The sequence below is a fragment of the Caballeronia sp. AZ7_KS35 genome, assembly GCF_023631045.1.
Classification (GTDB): Bacteria; Pseudomonadota; Gammaproteobacteria; order Burkholderiales; family Burkholderiaceae; genus Caballeronia; species Caballeronia zhejiangensis.
This window is the reverse complement of record NZ_JALQDV010000001.1, coordinates 29,400-47,582: the sequence shown is the minus strand read 5'-3', so window position 1 is coordinate 47,582 and position 18,183 is coordinate 29,400. Positions and strand designations below refer to the sequence as shown.

The following is an 18,183-nucleotide window of genomic DNA, read 5'->3' as shown; positions in this document are numbered from 1 at the left end:
GCGATGCGTATTTCCAGTTCCCAGTACTTCAACCTGAACGTCGCTTCGATGAGCGACCAGCAAAGTACGCTTTCGTCGATGTATCAGCAGATCTCGTCGGGCAAGCGCCTTCTCACCGCGTCGGACGATCCGCTCGGCGCGGCGCAGGCGGTGCAGCTCACGATGAAAAGCGGCGCGCTCACGCAGTACGGCACGAATCAGACGACGGCGTTGTCCGCGCTGCAGCAGGAAGACGCGACGCTGAGCAGCGTGAGCAGCGCGCTGACGAGCGTGCAGACGCAGATCGTGCATGCGGGCGACGGTTCGCTCACCGATTCGGACCGCACGGCCATCGCGAACACGATTCAGGGTTTGCGCGATCAGCTCTTCAGCCTCGCGAACACCACGGACAGCAACGGCAACTATATTTTCTCGGGACTCAAGGGCGGCACGCAGCCGTACACGAACGACCCGTCGGGCGTCGGCGCGCAGTATTCGGGCGATTACGGCCAGCGCACGGTGCAGATCAGCGAAGGACGGACGATCCCGGTGGGTGACACGGGCGCGTCGATCTTCGGCAGCGTATTGCCGACGGAAAGCGATCCGGTGTCGAGCGCGGCCAGCACGAACACGGGCACCGGGACGATCAGCGGCGTGAGCGTCAACGATACGAGCAACGCGGCCAATGCGAGCACGTACACGATCAAGTTCTCGGTCTCGGCGACGGATGGCTCGACGACCTACTCGGTCACGTCGAACCCGGCGGATTCATCGTTGCCGACGAACGTGGCCTACACGGGCAGCACGGACATCGCGCTTGGCGGCCAGAAGGTGACGATCGACGGCACGCCCGCCGATGGCGACACGTTCTCCGTGGAGCCGGCGGCGTCGGGCAACAACGACATCTTCGCGACGCTCGACAGCCTCGTGAACGCGCTCAAGCAGCCGACGGGATCGCCGGGCGCGCAGGCGGCGCTGACCAACACGCTGACGACGATCGGCACGAAGGTGAGCAACACGTTCAACAACGTGCTGGCGGCGCAGACGGTGGTGGGCGGACGCGAGCAGCAAGTGCAGTCGACGCAGAGCGCAATGCAGACGAGTCAGACGCAGACGGCGAGTGACATCGCGAATCTGACGAGCATCGACCTCGTTTCGTCGATCAGTCAGTACGAGTTGACGCAGAGTTCGCTGCAGGCCGCGCAGATGGCGTTTTCGCAGATTCAGAAGATGTCGTTGTTTGATTACATTCAGGGTTGAAGGCGGCTTTTTTTGCTTTCTGCGTTCTCCCTTCTGCTTTCGCCGGATCCCGTATTCGCGTCGGTCTATTAACGTTGCCCCTGTGCGGGGCGGCACCTACTTTCTTTGCTGCTGCAAAGAAAGTAGGCAAAGAAAGCAGCTTTTCAAGCCCGCGGTCACACGCAATTTGGGTAGTCCTCTCGTCCTCGGTGGCACTCGCCTAAAGAGTGCCCTCATAGAACCAATCGGGCTTGGCTCGCGCACGATCTGCCGCCCGAATACGTTGAGCGCGCTGGTTCAGCACGAAACAGCTTCGGCACAGCGCTACGCGCTGCGGTTGGGTATGCAAAGGAAGCCAACTCGGACAAGGACGGAAACAAATGGCGCGTTCACGACGGCCAATATCCTTTTTTCGCCGCATTGGACGACGAAGTATTTCTGAGCAAAGTGAATAGCGGCGAACGCTTTGGAAAAGGCGACGTCCTCGTCGTCGATCTACGCCAAATTCAATCGATCGAAGCTGGCGCGTTGAAAAACGAGTATCGAATCATCAAAGTGCATGAGCATCGGGCGCCCTTGCAGCGGGCGCTTCTTTAGCGACTAAAGCGCCCCCGCAACCCGCCCAATCTGCGCAATCCCCACATCGAAAACCCGCTGAAAAAACGGCATCAGATTCGGCACCATGAGCTGCAACAAAAGCAGCCCGACGAGCATCGTCACCGGAAACCCGACCTGAAATATCCCGATCTGCGGCGCAGCGCGATTCAAAACGCCGAGCGCCAGATTGGCGATAAGCAGCGCCGCCACGATCGGCAACGCCAGCAGCAAGCCCGTCGAAAACACGCTCGCGCCATACCCGACCAACACGCGCCATCCCTGCGCATGCGAGGCCGACGCCACCACATTCGCCTCGATCGGCACGCTCTGAAAAGTCGCCACCAGCGCGCTCATCAACTGCAGATGGCCATCGAAGACGAGAAACGCGAGCATCGCCAGCGTGTTCAGATAGCGCGACACGACCACCGCATTGCCACCCGCGCGCGGATCGTAAAGCGTCGCGAAACCGAGGCCCATCTGCTGCCCGATGAACTCGCCGGCTGCATCGACGGTCGCGAACGCGATCTGCATCACCATGCCGATCGCCGCGCCGATCAGAAACTGATTCACGATGATCCACACGCCCGCCGCCGAAAACACCGTCGCCTGCGGCATCGCGGGCAGCGTCGGCGCGACGATCAGCGAGATGAAGGCCGCAAGCGCGATCTTCACGCGCATCGGAATCGCCATGTGGCTCAGCACGGGCGCGGTGGCGATCAGCGCGAGAATTCGCACGAACGGCCACAGAAACGCCGTGAGCCAGCCGTTCAGCTGCGCATAGGTGACGGAGAACATCGAACGAAACTCAGCCCGTGATCGCAGGCGTGATCGTGAAAACGTGGCGCATGTAGTCGAGCAGCGTCGAGAGCATCCACGGACCGGCGATCACGAGCGTCACCGCCACCGCGATCAGCTTCGGAATGAACGAGAGCGTCGATTCGTTGATCTGGGTGGCCGCCTGGAACAGGCTCACCACGAGACCAACGACGAGCGCGACCAGCAACAAGGGCGCGGCGAGCAACAAGGCGACGTACATCGCCTGATGCGCCATCGTCATGACGGATTCTGGCGTCATTTCAAAGTCTCACGAAATCAGGAAACGAAGCTCTGCGCGAGCGAGCCGATCAGCAACTGCCAGCCATCGACGAGCACGAACAGCATCAGCTTGAACGGCAGCGCGATCGTCGAAGGCGAAACCATCATCATGCCCATCGACATCAGCACGCTCGCCACCACCATGTCGATGATGAGAAACGGAATGAAGATCGTGAAGCCGATCTGAAAGCCCGTCTTCAATTCGCTCGTGACGAACGACGGCACGAGCAGCGAAAGCGGCACGTCTTCCGGTCCGTTCATCGGCGCGGCGTGCGAGATGCGCGCAAACAGCGCGAGATCCGATTCGCGCGTCTGCTTCAGCATGAACTGCTTGAAGGGCGCGACGCCGCGCGTCATCGCCTGATCCATCGCGATCTGGCCTTCGGAGAAGGGCTTGTATGCGTCGGTGTAAGCCTTGTCGAGAACCGGCGACATCACGAAGAACGACAGAAACAGCGCGAGGCCGACGAGCACCTGGTTCGGCGGCGTGCTCGTGGTGCCGAGCGCCTGCCGCAACAGCGACAGCACGATGATGATGCGCGTGAAGCTCGTCATCATCAGGACCATCGCGGGCAGGAACGAGAGCATCGTCAGCAGCAGCATCGTCTGCACGCTGAGCGAGTACGTCGTGCCGCCGTTCGGGCCGGGACTCGTGTTGAAGGCGGGCAGCCCCGCCGTGCTTTGCGCGAACGCCAGATACGGCGCGAGGCCGATTGCGACGGGCAGCGCGAGCTTCACGCCGCGCACGATGTTACGACTCACCTGCATTACTTGCTCCCGCCGACGATGCTTGCGAGGGCATCGAGAATGCGCTGACCTTGATGAACGACAAACGTGATGACCATGGAATCCTGCCTCTTTCGATAGCGTGAATTCTCGGCTATCGCGGCATGGGACGATGGGGCGAAAAGAGGGGGAAACCCGCGCCAACTCGTTCTATTGCGAACGTGCGCCGTAAACGCACATCGGGCGCGGTCCTCGCGAACCGCGCCCGATGCATCGGCAAGACTGACTTATTTGCCGGGAGAAACGAACTTCTGGAGCCGCTTGTTCGCTTCGCCGGCGAGGGCGTCGCGAAAGCGCTGCCCGAAGTTGCCCGCCGGCGGCGACGATTGCGCGGGAACGCCGACGCCTTCCACATCCGCCGAGCCTGCGGGCATCGTGTGCAACAGACGCACGTTGCCAGGACCGGCGCCGAGCACGAGCCACGTATCGCCCACTTCGACGACCGCGACGCGTTCCTTGTTGCCGAGCGATGCGCCGCCCACGACCTTCACGAGACCGCTGCGCCTGCCGCCCTGATAGCCGAACTTGCGCGCGAGCCATGCGCAGCCGAACACGAAGCCGATAACGATCACGAGTCCGAGCAGCGTCTGCAACACCGCGCCGAAACCGAGCGATGGCACCGCGGTGCCCGCGCCGACGCCCGAGGCGATCTGCGCGGCGTGGTTCACCGCGTTCATGTCGGCGGCATGGGCGAAAAGAGGCGCGGCGAAGAGCAGCGCAACGGCCAGGCGTTTCATCGATTCAACTTCCGGATGCGTTCGGACGGCGTGATGATGTCGGTCAGGCGAATGCCGAACTTGTCGTTGACGACGACCACTTCGCCCTGCGCGATGAGGCAGCCGTTCACGAGCACGTCCATCGGTTCGCCGGCGAGGCCGTCCAGTTCCACGACCGAGCCTTGCGCGAGTTGCAGCAGGTTGCGGATCGCGATCTTCGTGCGCCCGAGTTCCACCGTCATCTGCACGGGGATGTCGAGAATCATGTCGATGTCGTTGCGCGTCGACGGCGCCGCCGCCTTCGACAGCGGCTGGAACACGCCCGCGCTCGCGGCCACCGGCGCTTCGTTGCCGTTCTGCTCGGCGAGCGCGCTCGCCCAGTCGTCCAGCATCAGCTCTTCACCTTTTTCCGGCGCGCCGGGCGCGTCGTTCTGCATCAGGTCACTCATATCCACCTTCCTTCATCGTATCGCTCGCGCTGATCATCTTTTGCACGCGCAGCGCGTATTGACCATTAAACATTCCGTAGCCGCATTCCATCACCGGCACGCCGTCCACCTTCGCGACGACCTGCTCCGGAATGTCGATAGGCAGCACATCGCCTACGCGCATGTTCAGAATCTGCTCGAACGACGAGCGGATCTCGGCGAGATCCACCGTCAGTTCCACTTCCGCCGACTGCACTTGCTGCGACAGCACGCGCACCCAGCGGCGGTCCACTTCGAGCGCTTCGCCCTGAATCGGCGAGGAAAGCACGTCGCGGATCGGCTCGATCATCGAGTACGGCATGCAGATGTGCAGCGTGCCGCCCGTCGAGCCGAACTCGATCGTGAACTGCGTCACGATGACGATTTCGTTCGGCGTCGCCACGTTGGCGAACTGCGTGTGCATCTCCGAGCGCATGTATTCGAACTGCAGCGGCTTCACGCTGCGCCACGACGTCGCGTAATGCTCGAACACGAGATTCAGCAGTTTCGCGATGATGCGCTGCTCGGTTTGCGTGAACTCGCGGCCTTCGACGCGCGTATGAAAACGCCCGTCGCCGCCGAAAAGGTTATCGACCACGAAGAACACGAGATTCGGGTCGAACACGAACAGCGACGTGCCGCGCAAGGGCTTCACATGGACCAGGTTCAGATTGGTCGGGATCGGCAGATTGCGCGTGAATTCGCTGTATTTCTGCACCTTCACCGGACCGACGGAAATTTCCGCCGAGCGCCGCATGAAGTTGAAGATGCCCACGCGCATGAGGCGCGCGAAGCGGTCGTTGATGATTTCGAGGCCGGGCATCCGGCCGCGGACGATGCGTTCCTGCGTCGCAATGTTGTACGGACGTACGCCGGCGGGCTTTTTCTCGTCAGCTTCCTGATCGATCTCGCCGGTGACGCCCTTGAGGAGGGCATCGACCTCCTCCTGCGACATGAACTCTTCGTGGCCCATGACTCTTTACTCGCTGATGCGGCGTTACTGAACGACGAATTCGGTGAACAGCACTTCCTCGACGCGCACCGGTTTCTCCGCCGTGCTCGCCGCGGTTTCGACCGACGCGCGCAGTTCGTTGGCAAGCTGCTTCTTGCCGTCGACGGTCGCGAGATCGTCCGGGCGCTTGCCGGAAAGCAGAAGCAGCACATGGCTGCGGACTTCCGGCATGTGCTCGGTGACGAGCAACTGGATCTTTTCGTCCTTCAGCTTGAGCGTGAGGCCGGCGCGGAGATAGTGCATGGCGCCGTCGTCCGACTGGAGATTCACCGTCAGCGATTCGAGCGGGAAAAACACGGGCGGCGGCTCCGGCGCCGGCTTGGCCGGACCATGATTCTTCCCGACGAAGAAGTACGCGCCACCGGCGCCCGCGCCGAGCAGCACGATCGCGCCGACGGCGATGATCAGGATCTTTTTGAGCTTCCCGCCTTTCGCGGGAACGATGGGTTGCTGGTTTGCGGTCGTGGTAGCCATGAAAATGCGTGCCTCTTTCGATAGGGTGAATTGTTGGCTATCGCGGTGTAAAGCGATGGGTCGAACAGAGGGGGGTTTTCTGGCTATTCCGTTCGATTGCTCCGGGCCTGCGCGGACCCGCTCTTCGATACCTATCTCGGCTTTTCGGACCGAAAACTTGAGGCCGGCGCGGGCATTGCGCCCGCGCGGGGAAAGAAAAGGGAAGGGAGAGCCCGGCGCAGTGGCGCGCCGGGGAACCGCTCAGAAGCGGTAATTCACCGCGGCGAAAGCCGATCGAAGCCTTCCACGGCGATTCGGCCGGCGCGCTCGCGCTTCCTGCGTTTGCGGCGTTAGCGGCGGCGCGTCGTCGGCGCGGGCATGGCGTGCGAGCGCCAGCATGGCCACCGCCGCAACCTCTTTCATCGAAACGAATTGCTTCACGTCTTTCTTCCTTCCGCGCTCACGCGGTTCCATCGCGCAGTTCCCTGCGCAAAACCTTTCCGATATTGCTCTTGGGCAGACTCTCGCGGAACTCGACTGCCTTGGGCCGCTTGTAGCCCGTCAGGCGCTCCTTGCAATGCGCGATCAGATCGGCCTCGGTGAGGGCCGGGTCGCGCCGCACGACGAAAATCTTCACGGACTCGCCGGAATGACGGTCGGGCACGCCGACCGCCGCCGCCTCGAACACGCCGGGATGCGCGGCGACCACGTCCTCGATCTCGTTCGGATAGACGTTGAAGCCCGAGACCAGGATCATGTCTTTCTTGCGATCGACGATCTTCAGGAAGCCGTGTTCATCCATCACGGCGATATCGCCCGACTTGAAGAAGCCGTCGGCCGTCATGACGTGCGCCGTCTCGTCCGGACGATTCCAGTAGCCCGCCATGACCTGTGGCCCGCGAATGCACAACTCGCCGGGTTCGCCGGGCGCGGCTTCGTTGCCTGCGTCATCGCGGATCGAAACTTCCGTCGACGGCAGCGGCAAGCCGATCGTGCCGCCACGCTGCGTCGAGTCCGCCGGGTTGCAAGTCACGCACGCGGTCGTCTCGGTCAGGCCGTAGCCTTCGATGATCGGCACGCCCGTCTTTTCGAGCCAGCGCTGCGCCACGGCCTGCTGCACCGGCGCACCGCCGCCGACAGCCGCGAAGAGCCGCGAGCAATCGAGCTGCGCGAAATCCGGGTGATCGAGCATCGCGTTGTAGAGCGTGTTCACCGCCGGGAACATCGTGATGCGATAGCGCCGCAGCGTCCGGATCATGCCGCCGATGTCGCGCGGATTCGGGATCAGCACGCCCAATGCGCCGGTCTGGATCGTCAGCAGTCCGCACGCCGTCAGCGCGAAGACGTGATAGAGCGGCAACGCGATGGCCGTCGTGAGTTGTCCGGACGTGGGCCGCTGCGCGCGCGGGCCGGTTCGAGCCACGCCTGCGTCTGCAGCATGTTGGCGATCAGACTGCGATGCGGCAGCACGGCGCCCTTCGCCACGCCCGTCGTGCCGCCCGTGTACTGCAGAAGGGCGATGTCGTCCGGCTGCTGCTCGACCGGCGTGAACGCCATGTGCCTGCCGCGGGCGAGCGCCGCGTTGAACGCCGTGTGGCCGGGCAGGTTCCATGCGGGCACCAGATTTTTGACATGCCGCGCGACGAAGTTCACGAGGCATCCTTTCGCGCCGAGCAAGTCGCCCAGCGTCGCGACGACTACGTGTCTGATCGTCGTCTCGTGCACGACCGCTTGCAGCGTCGCCGCGAAGTTGTCGAGCAGGATGATCGCTTCGGCGCCGCTGTCCTTCAGCTGATGTTCGAGCTCACGCGGCGTGTAGAGCGGATTCACGTTCACGACGACGTAGCCCGCGCGCAGGATCGCCGCGAGCGCGACCGGATATTGCAGCACGTTGGGCATCATGATCGCGACGCGCGCGCCTTTGCGCAGGCCGGTCGACTGCAGCCACGCGGCGAGGTCGCGCGAAAGCGCGTCGAGCTTCGCGTAACTGATGGACGCTCCCATGCACGCGAACGCCGGTTTCCCGGCGTAAAGGCGGAAGCTCTGCTCGAGCAGGTCGGTGACGGAGCGGTATCGGTCGGATTCGATCTCGGCAGGCACGCCGGATGGATACGATGCAAGCCAGGTTTTGTTCATGAAGTCATGTGGTTGTTGTTGTAAGAAATGCGCGCGCGGGCCACGTCGGCCTCAGAACTTCGCGCCGAACTGGAGATAGACGCTTTGAATGCCGCCCGGCGCGATCGCGTAGCCGAGATACGCCGGGCCGAGCGCGGTCGTCGCGCCGACGAACACGCTGAGGCTCTTCTTCAGATCGCCCATGCGAAGTGCGCTGCGCTCGAACGTTGCGTTGCCGGCTTCGGCCATCGTGCCGAGATACACGTCGTTCACCGCCGTTCCGTTCGGCGACGCCACGCGAAACTGGTACGTCAGCTGGCTGTAGAACACGTAGTTCCCGGAGAACTGATTGACGCCATACGCCGCGAGATGTCGGAGGCCGCCGAGCGAGAACAGCAGGAAGTTGGATCCCCAGCTCTTTTCCGCCGGGTTCACGCGCGGGCGGTTCACGCCGTCCTCGTGGACGAATTCGTGCGAGACGCTCTTGAAGTAGCCGCTCGTTTCGAGGCGCGCGAGGCGTTCGTTGATTTCGTGCGCGTCGTAGGCATCGCCTTCGTTGAGATCTAGCGCCCGCCGGACATAGTCGGTCGGAATGCGCGGCGACGTCACGATGTCGATCGTGTCGATGCGCGCGGCGGTGGGCCGCGATGCGGTGCGATGCGCGGCCTGATACGCCGCGTAGTCTTCGACCGATAGCGACAGCGCGCCGGCCGCGGCCTTTTCGCCGTCATCGATCGCCTCGTGCGCGCGCGCGAAGTCGGTGAACTTGATGTGGCCGAGATCCGGGCTGATCAGGATGTCCCTCGGGCCGAGCGAGTCTTTCGCCGCCGTCACGTTCTGGCCGATCAGGATGCCGATCATCTGCTGGGCGACGTCGGCGGGCGACTTGATGTTCTCGCGCTTCCTGAGCGGCGTGCCGGTTTGCACCGCGATCACGTATCGGCGCCGAGTTCGCGCGCGACATCGACAGGCAGGTTGTCGACGATACCGCCGTCGATCCGCACGCGGCCGTCGACTTCGATCGGCGAGAAGACGCCGGGCGCGGCCATGCTCGTGCCGACGATGAAATCGACCGGAACGCGCATGCGTTCCAGCACTTTCAGCACGCCGATATGCGAATAACCGCGCGCGCCGCCGCCGGACAAAACCAGCGCGATCCGCGGCCGGGACTTGGGCGCGGCGTCGATTACGGGCGATGACGAACCTTGGGCGAAGGCGTCGGAAAAAGGGACGTGCAGGCAGAAATCCAGCAGCAGTGAAACGAATGCGCGCATGACAAAGCGTCGCGCATGTTGCTGCGCGGCGGCAAAGGAGACGAGTCGCGCAGATTCTAGGAGCGCCCTTCAGACCACCATCAGAGGAATACTAAATGTTGCACTCATGCTGTGTTCTGTCTCAGGACGATGCCGAGACTTTGAGAAAAGTCCGCCAATTGGGAGAACGCTGATCGTCGTTTGAGTCGGCCGGTTTCCATCTGGCGAGCGCCGCGTCGATCTGGCCGCCTTCGGGCGTCGCGATGGCGGCTCTCATGCTGACGCGCCGTGCGGCTGGCCTGCGGTCATCGGCGGACTCGCCGGCGCGCAGACGCTCGTCGGCGTGCTGCATCGGAGGAGCGTGCTGCACGCGCTTTTCGCCGCGCTTCTGCTCATCGCCGCACCCGCGATCGCGCTCGGCATCGTCGTGCGTTTCACGCACGTCCCGCTGCGCGGCCTCTATCTCCTGCGCGCGCTGCTTTCTGCGGCGCTCGTCTCCAGCGTGCTCGCGTGCGGCATCGACATCACGTCGGCGTCGTCGCATGTGCTCGACTTCCCGATGAACGCGCCGCTGCGCGGCGTCGCGCATTTCGTCGGCATGTTCGTCACCACGCCGGTGGCCTTTCAACGGACGATGCCCCCCGGCATTACATCGTCGTCGTCGAGCGCCTGCGCGCCGAATGTGCGGCGTGAGGCGCTGAGAAGGATCAGGCGAACGTATCGACGAGTCCGACCGTGCGTCGCACGGGCACGTTGATACTCGCCGCAACGGAATCGTCGGCGCTCACGCCGCCCAGACCACCGATTCCGCCCGACGCACGGCCGCCGCCGCCCGATCCCGAGCGGCCGTCACCGCTTTGTTGCTGCGACTGGCGCGTGAAGCCATCGGCGACGGACGCGCTTCCGAGACTGATGCCGTTCGCTTCCATCGCTTCGCGCAGCTTCGGCATCGCGGCTTCGATCGCTTCGCGCACCTGCGCATGCTGCGACACGAACAGCGCGTGCGCGTGGTTATCGGAGACCTGCAGCGTCACCTGCAACGGCCCGAGATCTTTCGGATTCAGCGTCAATTCCGCGCTTTGCTGATCCGCCTTCGACAGAAACACGACCTTCTGACTGAACGCGTCGTCCCAGCCAGAGCCGCCAACGTGCGGTGCGATCGCGGCGCTGGTCGCCGATGCCATCGCGCCCTGCGGACTCGACACCGCCGAACCCGCCGATGCCGTCTGCATCGCGACCGCGTGCGCGGCCGCGTCGGCGGCTTGCTTGTAGGCGGCGGTCGCGGCGTCGGCGGATATCGCCGGCGCGGTTTGCGCGGATGCGAGCGCGGCTGCGTCGACAGCCTTGTCGCCGGCCTTCGCATTCGCCGTCAGCCCGGGCAGGCTCGCGCCCTTTCCGCCTTTCGCGAAGAGGCCGCCCTGATCGTCGCCTTTCCCGCCCTCGCGCGCCGTCCCGACCGAACCGTTCGCCGCGGCATTCGCGGGCTGCGTGTTGTTCATCGAGGCGAGCGCGGCGGCCAGCGCGTCCTGCGCCGACTTCGCATCGCTGCTCTTGTGCGTCGTGTCCGTCGCTTTGTCGTCGTCGGTCGATGCGGTCGTCGTGACGAGCGATGCAGCGTCGGCCGCATCGGCGAGCGCGGACTCGGTATCGTCCGAGTCGGCGTCGGCTTCGTTCGCGGCGTCCGCGCGGGCTTTCGCTTGCGCAGCGGCGGCCGCATCCGATGACGATCCCGACGCCGGCTTCGACGCGTCGGCCGTATTCGTCTTGTCCGCAGGCTTCGATGCCTCTTTCGGCGCGTCCGTCTCGTCGGGCTTCGCGGCGGCCTGAGCATCGGATGCGTCGTCGCTCTTCGATGCGTCGTCGGAAGGCTTCGGCGCGTCGTGCACGCTCGATGTGTCGGCGGACGAATCCGCGAACGCCTGAGCCGCTTGCGCATCAGCGTTGGCGCGGTCGGTGATGCCCTGGAGCGTCTTGCCGAACGACGCGCCGGCGCTCGCCGCGCGCTGCGCCGCGGAGTTGCCCGATGACGTGGCGCCGGAAAGCGCGCCGAGAAGAGAAACGGAGGACATGCTAAGCCTCTGGAAATATCGATGAATGGGTTACGACGAAGCCCGCTCGGCGCGCATGCGCAGCACCTTGGCGGCGTGTTCGTCGGATTCGCGCTGCTCGACGCGCGCGGCCTTCTTCGCGAGGATCGCCTCGCCGCGTGCGGCCAGCACTTCGTAGCTGCCGAGCTTCTGTTTCTTGAGACGCCAGTCGGGTTTCGCCGCCTCGATGCGCTGATCGGCCATCAGGAGCAGCGTGCGCTGCTGCGCGATGGCGCTGTCGAGCGTATCGACGAAAGCCTGGAAATTGCGCAGCGTCTGCGCCGTCGTGCCTTGCTGCGCCGACGCCGTGAAACGCGCGTGATACTCGTCGCGATACGTCACGAGCGCGTTCAGTTGCGTTTCGATCTCGTTGCGTTCCTGCTGAAGCTTGCCGAGCTTCTTCGTGGCGTTATCGAGTTCCTCTTCGGCGAGTTCGATGAGGGTGTTGATCGGCAGATTCTTCGACATGGCGTGGCGGTCCCGTAAGGTCTTTGTGCTTTCTTGTGACGAATGCTTCGGATACTAGTCGAAAACTATTCGAACAGTTGATTCAACATCGCGATGCTCGGCTCGAACGGCGCCTCTTCGCGAAAGCCTTGCTGCAAAAACGACTCCATGCGCGGATACAGCGCGATGGCGCGGTCGAGCAACTGGTCGCGTCCGCTCGAATACGCGCCCACGTTGATGAGATCCTTGTTGCGCTGATAGCGCGACAGCATCTGCTTGAAGAGACGCACGCGTTCGAGGTGCTTGTCGTCGATGATCGACGTCATCACGCGGCTGATCGACTGCTCGATGTCGATCGCCGGGTAGTGCCCGGCTTCCGCGAGCGAGCGGTTCAGCACGATATGGCCGTCCAGAATCGCGCGCGCCGAGTCGGCGATCGGATCCTGCTGATCGTCGCCTTCGGTGAGCACGGTGTAGAACGCCGTGATCGAGCCGCCGCCTTCGGGACCATTGCCGGTGCGCTCGACGAGCGCCGGCAGCTTCGCGAACACCGACGGCGGATAGCCTTTGGTCGCGGGCGGCTCGCCGATGGCGAGCGCGATCTCGCGCTGGGCCATCGCGTAACGCGTGAGCGAATCCATCAGCATCAGGACGTGCTTGCCCTGATCGCGGAAGTATTCGGCGAGCGAGGTCGTGTACGCGGCGGCCTGCATCCGCAGCACCGGCGACACGTCGGCAGGCGCGGCCACGACGACCGAGCGCGCGAGTCCGTCCTCGCCCAGAATCTGCTCGATGAATTCCTTCACTTCGCGGCCACGTTCGCCGATCAGCCCGATCACGATGACTTCCGCGCTCGTGTAGCGCGCCATCGTGCCGAGCAGAACCGACTTGCCGACGCCCGAACCCGCGAACAGGCCCATGCGCTGGCCGCGTCCGACCGTCAGCAGCGAGTTGATCGCGCGCACGCCGACGTCGAGCACCTTGTGGATCGGCTCGCGATTCAGCGGATTGATGACCGGACCCGCCAGCGGCGCATCGACCTTGGCGCCGAGCGGGCCGAGCCCGTCGAGCGGACGGCCGGACGCGTCGACCACGCGGCCGAGCATTTCCCAGCCGACCGGCAGACGCTTCGCGCCCGCCATCGGATCGTTGATCGGCGCGCTTTCCAGCGGATAGACGCGCGCGCCCGGCAACAGGCCGGCGACTTCGGTCGTCGGCATGAGAAAGAGCTTGTCGCCCGCGAAACCGACGACTTCGGCTTCGGCGGTCGGAATCGCGCTGCCCGGCGGCAGCTCGATGATGCATTCGGAGCCGACGCCCATCTTCAGGCCGACCGCTTCGAGCACGAGACCGGCGGCGCGCGTGAGACGTCCGCACGGACGCAGCGGCTTCGCGATCGCATTGCGCGAGCGCAGCGCGTCGAGCTTGTCGCGCCACGTGTCGATGTGCGGATTGCCCGCGATACCGGCCAGTTCGGCGATGGTGCGCGCGGCGAGTTCGTCGGGCGATTCGTCTTCCGCGCGCTCTTCGGCGAGCGGGCCGAACGACGCGCGCGCGAGTTCCTGTTCGAGTTCGCTCAGACCGTCCTGCGTGATCCGTTGATTCACCACGGCTTGCTTCTCCCCAACGCGGCCACGACGCGCTCCCAGCGCGACACGTTGGTCGCATCGATTTCACCGGTTGCGGCGTGCGCCTTGCAGCCGCCGCGCTCGACTTCCGGATCGGGCCGCACGGTCCAGCCGGCGGCTTCGAGTTCGTCCTTCAGATACGCATCGACGATAGCCAGGTCGGCCGGATTGACGATGAGCGTCGGCGCGCCGCACAACTCCGGCTCGGACGCGATGACTTCGCGCGCCACGGCGACGAGCGCCGTCGGATCGAGTGCGAGATGCTGGCGCACGACCTGCTGCGCGATATCGACCGCGAGTTCCGCGAGCGATTCCGCGATGGCCGCATCGGCGGCTTGCAGGGCGGTCTTGAACGCATCGGCGATCTCGGCGAGACGCGCGGCCTGCGCGAGCGCTTCCTTGCGGCCGTCCTCGAAACCCTTCGCCTGACCTTGCTCGTAACCCGCCTGATACCCAAGCGCCTGCCCCGCGACGTGCCCCTTCGCGAGACCTTGCTGATACGCGTCGTCCTCGACGCGGCGCAGGTGCGCTTCGAGCGCGGCCTGTTCCGCCGCGCTGTTGTCGACCTTGATCTCGACGGGATCGAACGACGCCATTTCCCAGCGCTGATACGCCGAGACCGGAGCCTTTTGCGCGCGGGTGTTAGACATATGCGTCCTCGGCCTTGCCGCCTAACTGGATCTGACCGTTTTCCGCGAGATTGCGGACGATCTGCAGAATCTTGCGCTGCTGCTGCTCGACTTCCGACACGCGCACCGGACCGCGCGAATCGAGGTCTTCGGCGAGCAGTTCGGCCGCGCGCTGCGACATGTTCGACAGGAACTTCTGGCGCAGCGCCGGCTGCGCGCCCTTGAGCGACACGATCAGCGTTTCCGATTCCACTTCCTTCAGCAGAAGCTGGATCGCGCGGTCTTCCAGATCGAGCAGGTTCTCGAACACGAACATTTGGTCGATGATCTTCTGCGCGAGCTCGGCGTCGTATTCGCGCACGTTCGCGATGACGCCTTCTTCGTGATTGCTCGACATGAAGTTGAGAATCTCGGCCGCCGTGCGGATGCCGCCCATCGGCGCGCGCTTCAGGTTGTCGCTGCCGGAGAGCAGCGTCGTCAGCACGTCGTCGAGTTCGCGCAGCGCGGCGGGCTGGATGCCGTCGAGCGTCGCGATGCGCAGGAGCACGTCGTTGCGCAGGCGGTCGGACAACAGCGACACGATTTCCGACGCCTGATCGCGGTCCAGGTGAACGAGGATCGTCGCGATGATCTGCGGATGCTCGTTCTTGATGAGTTCCGCGACCGCGCCCGAGTCCATCCACTTCAGGCCTTCGATGCCGCTCGTATCGCTGCCCTGCAGGATACGGTCGATCAGCGCGCCGGCCTTGGTTTCGCCGAGCGCCTTCGTCAGCACGGAGCGGATGTACTCGCTCGAATCCAGCGAAAGCGCCGTGTGCTGCTCGGCTTCGCTCACGAATTCGGTCAGCACGTTGTCGAGCTGCTCGCGCGTCACGTTTTTCAGGGCCGCCATCGTCGCGCCGATCTTCTGCACCTCGCGCGGGGCGAGATACTTGAAAACTTCGGCGGCTTCTTCCTCGCCGATCGACATCAGGAGGAGAGCGGCTTTATTCAGGCCTTCAGCGTTCATCGGACACCCAGTTCTTTACGACCGTCGCAACGATTCTCGGATCCTGACGCGCGACCATGCGCGCGTAGTCGAGATTGCGGTCGAATTTGGCTTTCTTGCTTTCATGACCGAGGAGACTCACCTCGGCATCCTTGTCTTCGTCTTCCAGCTTCGCCGTGCCGCCGCCGTCGAGCGACGGGCCGTCGAGCAGCGAGAGTTCGTCCGGTACGGCGAGCGTCGGCGCGGCTTCGGGCGGCGGCGGGAAGGCGCGCTTCATCGCCGGCTTCACCATGCTGAAGTACAGGAACAGACCGACGATGCCGATGCCCAGATACTTCGCCGCCTGAATGCCCATGCCGATCGATTCCGGCGTCTTCCACCACGGCACGTCGGGCGTCGCGTTCAGATCAGCGGAGAACGCGCTGTTCACGACGTTCACCGAGTCGCCGCGCTTGTCGTCGAAGCCCATCGCGTCCTTCACGAGCTGCTGGACCTGCGCGAGTTTGTCGGCGGCAAGCGGCGTCATCGTGACGTTGCCCTTCGCATCGACCTTCTTCTCGTAGTTCACGACCACCGCCACCGACAGACGCTTGATCCCCCCCGTCGCCTGCTCGTAGTGACGCACGGTGCGATCGACTTCGTAGTTCGTCGTCGTGTCCTTGCGCTGATTCTGCGGACCCGTTTTCGCCGATGCGCCCGCCGCGCCCGATGCCGCTGCGTCGACCGGCGCGGATGCCGGCTGCGGCGGCTGGTTCGACAGCGCGCCCGGCACGCCGCCGATGCTGCTGCCGCCGGATTCGCTCGACTCGCTCGACTGCTGGCTGCGGATCGCCGTGTTCTGCGGGTTGCCGTTCGGGCCGTAGCTTTCGGCGGTTTGCTCGAGCTTCGAGAAGTCGATGTCGGCGCTGACCTGCGAACGCGCGTTGCCGGCGCCGAAGAGCGGCGCGAGGATCGCGTCGATGCGCTTTTGCGTGTTGTGCTCGATCTGCTGCACATACTTCAGTTGCGATGCGTCGAGGCCGTTCGCGGCGTTCTGGCTCGTCAGCAGGTTGCCCTCCTGATCGACGATGTTCACGTTCTTGACCGGCATGTCCGCGACGCCGGACGCCACCATGTGCGTGATCGCCACCACCTGGCCTTCGTCGAGCACGCGGCCGGGGTACAGATTGACCATCACGGAGGCGGTCGGCAGTTCCTTGTCGCGCACGAAGACGGAAGGCTTCGGAATCGCCAGATGCACGCGCGCCGACTTCACCGACGAAATCGAGCCGATCGTGCGCTCCAGCTCGCCTTCCAGCGCGCGCTGATAGTTGACCTGCTCGGCGAACTGGCTGATGCCGAACTTCTGGTTGTCTATCAGCTCGAAGCCGACCGAGCCGGCCTTCGGCAAGCCCTGGCTCGCGAGACGCAGACGCGTTTCGTGCACCTGCTCGGCCGGCACGAGAATGGCGCCGCCGCCGTCGGAGAGCTTGTACGGAATGTTGCCCTGCTGGAGCGCGGCAACGATTGCGCCGCCGTCCCGGTCGGACAGATTGGAAAAGAGCACGCGATAGTCCGGCTGGCGCGACCACATGACGAGGCCCGCGACCACCATCACCAGAATCGCGACGGCCACGATGAGCGGCACGCGCGGATTCGAGCGGAACTGGTTAAGCATCGGCATGCGCTGCGCGAAGCCGCCGAAGTCGGCTCCCGCGCCGCCCGCGAGGCTCGCGCCCGCGGTGGCCGTTCCGGCTGCGCCCGGCTGTGCGCCCGCCAGGCCCATTCTGGCGTCGGGCGTGATGAGTGAGTTGTTGGGCGTTTCCATTTAGCGTCGAAGCTCCGAATCCTGAGGTTCCCCTCCGCCGCTTCCCGCTTCCATGTAAGCGGCGGTGGAGGACTTTTCACGATGGGGATTATCCGCAGAAGATTGCAAGTCGATTCGGCGAATAGAGCGGGGTTTTCCCCGTTCTTCCCGCGCTTTGAAAAACCGCCGGCTGCTAATCTTTTTCGTACTCGGCGAACCTCCGCAAATGCGGGCCGGGCATCGGGTCTCCGCCACGAGCGGCACCCGTTATTTCCTGTCATCCGGAGTCAACATGAACTTTCCGATCAATCCGCTTTCCTCGGCTATGTCGGCCATTCAGTCGATGGCGTCGCAAGCCGCCGGCGGCACCGGCGCCGCAAACGCCGCGTCCGTCGCGTTGGGCGCCGTCATGGGGCAGAGCGGGACATCGGGCGCGGCGAGCGCCGGCAGCTTCGCCGACGCGCTGAAATCGTCCATCGACAACATCAGCGACAACCAGAACAAGGCACTCGGCGAGGCGCACGCATTCGAAATCGGCGCGCCGAACGTGTCGCTCAACGACGTGATGGTCGACATGCAGAAGGCGAACGTCGGCCTGCAGTTCGGCCTGCAGGTGCGCAACAAGCTCGTGTCGGCCTACAACGACATCATGCAGATCTCCGTCTGACGGTCTTCGCACGATCCGTCCCTCGATCCTCGCGATTGCTCTAGAGCCTTGAGTCCTAAAGCTTTGCCGCGTTTTTCCGATAACCCCGGTAACGGCACGGCGAACGATGGTTCGCCCGCTTGAGGCGGGCGGCACGCTCGTCTCTCACCGGTTTTACCGGACCCACACGGATCAGGACGAGCGGCACGGCGTCCGCTTGAAGCCCGCGCACGCTGCGGCATCGCATAAGGAGAACCCGA

The 18,183-nt window shown here is 64.3% G+C and carries 20 protein-coding genes and 1 pseudogene; 4 read left to right on the top strand and 17 right to left on the bottom strand.

The genetic code is table 11. The features are described 5' to 3' along the window. Positions 1–3: 3 nt before the first annotated feature. Complete coding sequence (gene flgL / locus NCT05_RS00245; protein ID WP_034473278.1) at positions 4–1,239, top strand: flagellar hook-associated protein FlgL; 1,236 nt, start codon at positions 4–6, stop codon at positions 1,237–1,239. Between the two features lie 246 nt (positions 1,240–1,485). Further along, complete coding sequence (locus NCT05_RS37165) at positions 1,486–1,815, top strand: LAPAL motif-containing putative phage structural protein (protein WP_502801773.1); 330 nt, start codon at positions 1,486–1,488, stop codon at positions 1,813–1,815. A gap of 3 nt (positions 1,816–1,818) precedes the next feature. On the opposite strand, the gene fliR is transcribed toward NCT05_RS37165, so the two are convergent. The 11 genes and pseudogenes from fliR to NCT05_RS00190 form a co-directional block, all read right to left on the bottom strand. Next, positions 1,819–2,610 (bottom strand): flagellar biosynthetic protein FliR, encoded by a 792-nt coding sequence (fliR, locus tag NCT05_RS00240; RefSeq protein ID WP_008352560.1) that lies wholly within the window; start codon positions 2,608–2,610, stop codon positions 1,819–1,821. A 10-nt stretch (positions 2,611–2,620) separates the two neighbouring features. Further along, a complete protein-coding gene (gene fliQ, locus NCT05_RS00235) occupies positions 2,621–2,890 on the bottom strand; it encodes a flagellar biosynthesis protein FliQ (RefSeq protein ID WP_008352562.1) in 270 nt (89 codons plus the stop codon). 17 nt (positions 2,891–2,907) lie between these two features. Next, positions 2,908–3,678 (bottom strand): flagellar type III secretion system pore protein FliP, encoded by a 771-nt coding sequence (gene fliP / locus NCT05_RS00230; protein WP_033536657.1) that lies wholly within the window; start codon positions 3,676–3,678, stop codon positions 2,908–2,910. Between the two features lie 245 nt (positions 3,679–3,923). Continuing rightward, complete coding sequence (fliO, locus tag NCT05_RS00225) at positions 3,924–4,433, bottom strand: flagellar biosynthetic protein FliO (RefSeq protein WP_250501564.1); 510 nt, start codon at positions 4,431–4,433, stop codon at positions 3,924–3,926. Then, complete coding sequence (fliN, locus tag NCT05_RS00220; protein WP_008352569.1) at positions 4,430–4,861, bottom strand: flagellar motor switch protein FliN; 432 nt, start codon at positions 4,859–4,861, stop codon at positions 4,430–4,432. The genes fliO and fliN overlap by 4 nt, the downstream gene beginning before the upstream one ends. Further along, positions 4,854–5,852 carry a flagellar motor switch protein FliM gene (fliM, locus tag NCT05_RS00215; RefSeq protein ID WP_008352571.1) on the bottom strand — a complete coding sequence of 333 codons (999 nt, stop codon included), beginning with the start codon at positions 5,850–5,852 and terminating at the stop codon, positions 4,854–4,856. The genes fliN and fliM overlap by 8 nt, the downstream gene beginning before the upstream one ends. Positions 5,853–5,876: 24 nt before the next feature. Then, positions 5,877–6,365 (bottom strand): flagellar basal body-associated protein FliL, encoded by a 489-nt coding sequence (fliL, locus tag NCT05_RS00210; RefSeq protein WP_250501563.1) that lies wholly within the window; start codon positions 6,363–6,365, stop codon positions 5,877–5,879. Between the two features lie 439 nt (positions 6,366–6,804). Continuing rightward, positions 6,805–8,480: pseudogene (locus tag NCT05_RS00205) on the bottom strand (long-chain-fatty-acid--CoA ligase). A gap of 51 nt (positions 8,481–8,531) precedes the next feature. Further along, the gene (locus NCT05_RS00200) at positions 8,532–9,395 is read right to left on the bottom strand and encodes a POTRA domain-containing protein (protein ID WP_250501562.1); all 864 of its coding nucleotides are present in this window, start codon (positions 9,393–9,395) and stop codon (positions 8,532–8,534) included. Then, positions 9,392–9,733: a patatin-like phospholipase family protein gene (locus NCT05_RS00195; RefSeq protein ID WP_250501561.1), complete on the bottom strand. Its 342-nt coding sequence runs from the start codon at positions 9,731–9,733 to the stop codon at positions 9,392–9,394. The genes NCT05_RS00200 and NCT05_RS00195 overlap by 4 nt, the downstream gene beginning before the upstream one ends. Before the next feature lie 121 nt (positions 9,734–9,854). After that, positions 9,855–10,064, bottom strand: coding sequence for a hypothetical protein (locus NCT05_RS00190; protein WP_250501560.1), 210 nt, complete (start codon positions 10,062–10,064; stop codon positions 9,855–9,857). A gap of 9 nt (positions 10,065–10,073) precedes the next feature. On the opposite strand from NCT05_RS00190, the gene NCT05_RS00185 reads away from it, so the two are divergent. Beyond that, positions 10,074–10,469: a hypothetical protein gene (locus NCT05_RS00185; RefSeq protein WP_250501559.1), complete on the top strand. Its 396-nt coding sequence runs from the start codon at positions 10,074–10,076 to the stop codon at positions 10,467–10,469. On the opposite strand, the gene NCT05_RS00180 is transcribed toward NCT05_RS00185, so the two are convergent. From NCT05_RS00180 to fliF, 6 genes are all read right to left on the bottom strand, one after another. Beyond that, positions 10,420–11,781 carry a flagellar hook-length control protein FliK gene (locus tag NCT05_RS00180; RefSeq protein WP_175979640.1) on the bottom strand — a complete coding sequence of 454 codons (1,362 nt, stop codon included), beginning with the start codon at positions 11,779–11,781 and terminating at the stop codon, positions 10,420–10,422. The two genes, NCT05_RS00185 and NCT05_RS00180, sit on opposite strands and share 50 nt — an antisense overlap. Before the next feature lie 30 nt (positions 11,782–11,811). Continuing rightward, entirely contained in the window at positions 11,812–12,267 is a 456-nt protein-coding gene (gene fliJ, locus NCT05_RS00175) for a flagellar export protein FliJ (RefSeq protein WP_008352578.1), read from the bottom strand. 65 nt (positions 12,268–12,332) lie between these two features. Continuing rightward, on the bottom strand, positions 12,333–13,856 hold the full coding sequence (fliI, locus tag NCT05_RS00170) for a flagellar protein export ATPase FliI (RefSeq protein ID WP_008352580.1): 1,524 nt from the start codon (positions 13,854–13,856) through the stop codon (positions 12,333–12,335). Then, complete coding sequence (fliH, locus tag NCT05_RS00165) at positions 13,850–14,524, bottom strand: flagellar assembly protein FliH (RefSeq protein ID WP_250501558.1); 675 nt, start codon at positions 14,522–14,524, stop codon at positions 13,850–13,852. The genes fliI and fliH overlap by 7 nt, the downstream gene beginning before the upstream one ends. Further along, on the bottom strand, positions 14,517–15,512 hold the full coding sequence (gene fliG / locus NCT05_RS00160) for a flagellar motor switch protein FliG (RefSeq protein ID WP_008352584.1): 996 nt from the start codon (positions 15,510–15,512) through the stop codon (positions 14,517–14,519). The genes fliH and fliG overlap by 8 nt, the downstream gene beginning before the upstream one ends. Then, positions 15,502–17,298, bottom strand: a complete 1,797-nt coding sequence (gene fliF, locus NCT05_RS00155; protein WP_250501557.1) for a flagellar basal-body MS-ring/collar protein FliF — start codon at positions 17,296–17,298, stop codon at positions 15,502–15,504. The genes fliG and fliF overlap by 11 nt, the downstream gene beginning before the upstream one ends. Positions 17,299–17,569: 271 nt before the next feature. Here fliF and fliE point away from each other — a divergent pair, with 271 nt between their 5' ends. Continuing rightward, positions 17,570–17,944, top strand: coding sequence for a flagellar hook-basal body complex protein FliE (fliE, locus tag NCT05_RS00150; RefSeq protein ID WP_250501556.1), 375 nt, complete (start codon positions 17,570–17,572; stop codon positions 17,942–17,944). Positions 17,945–18,183 lie beyond the last annotated feature (239 nt).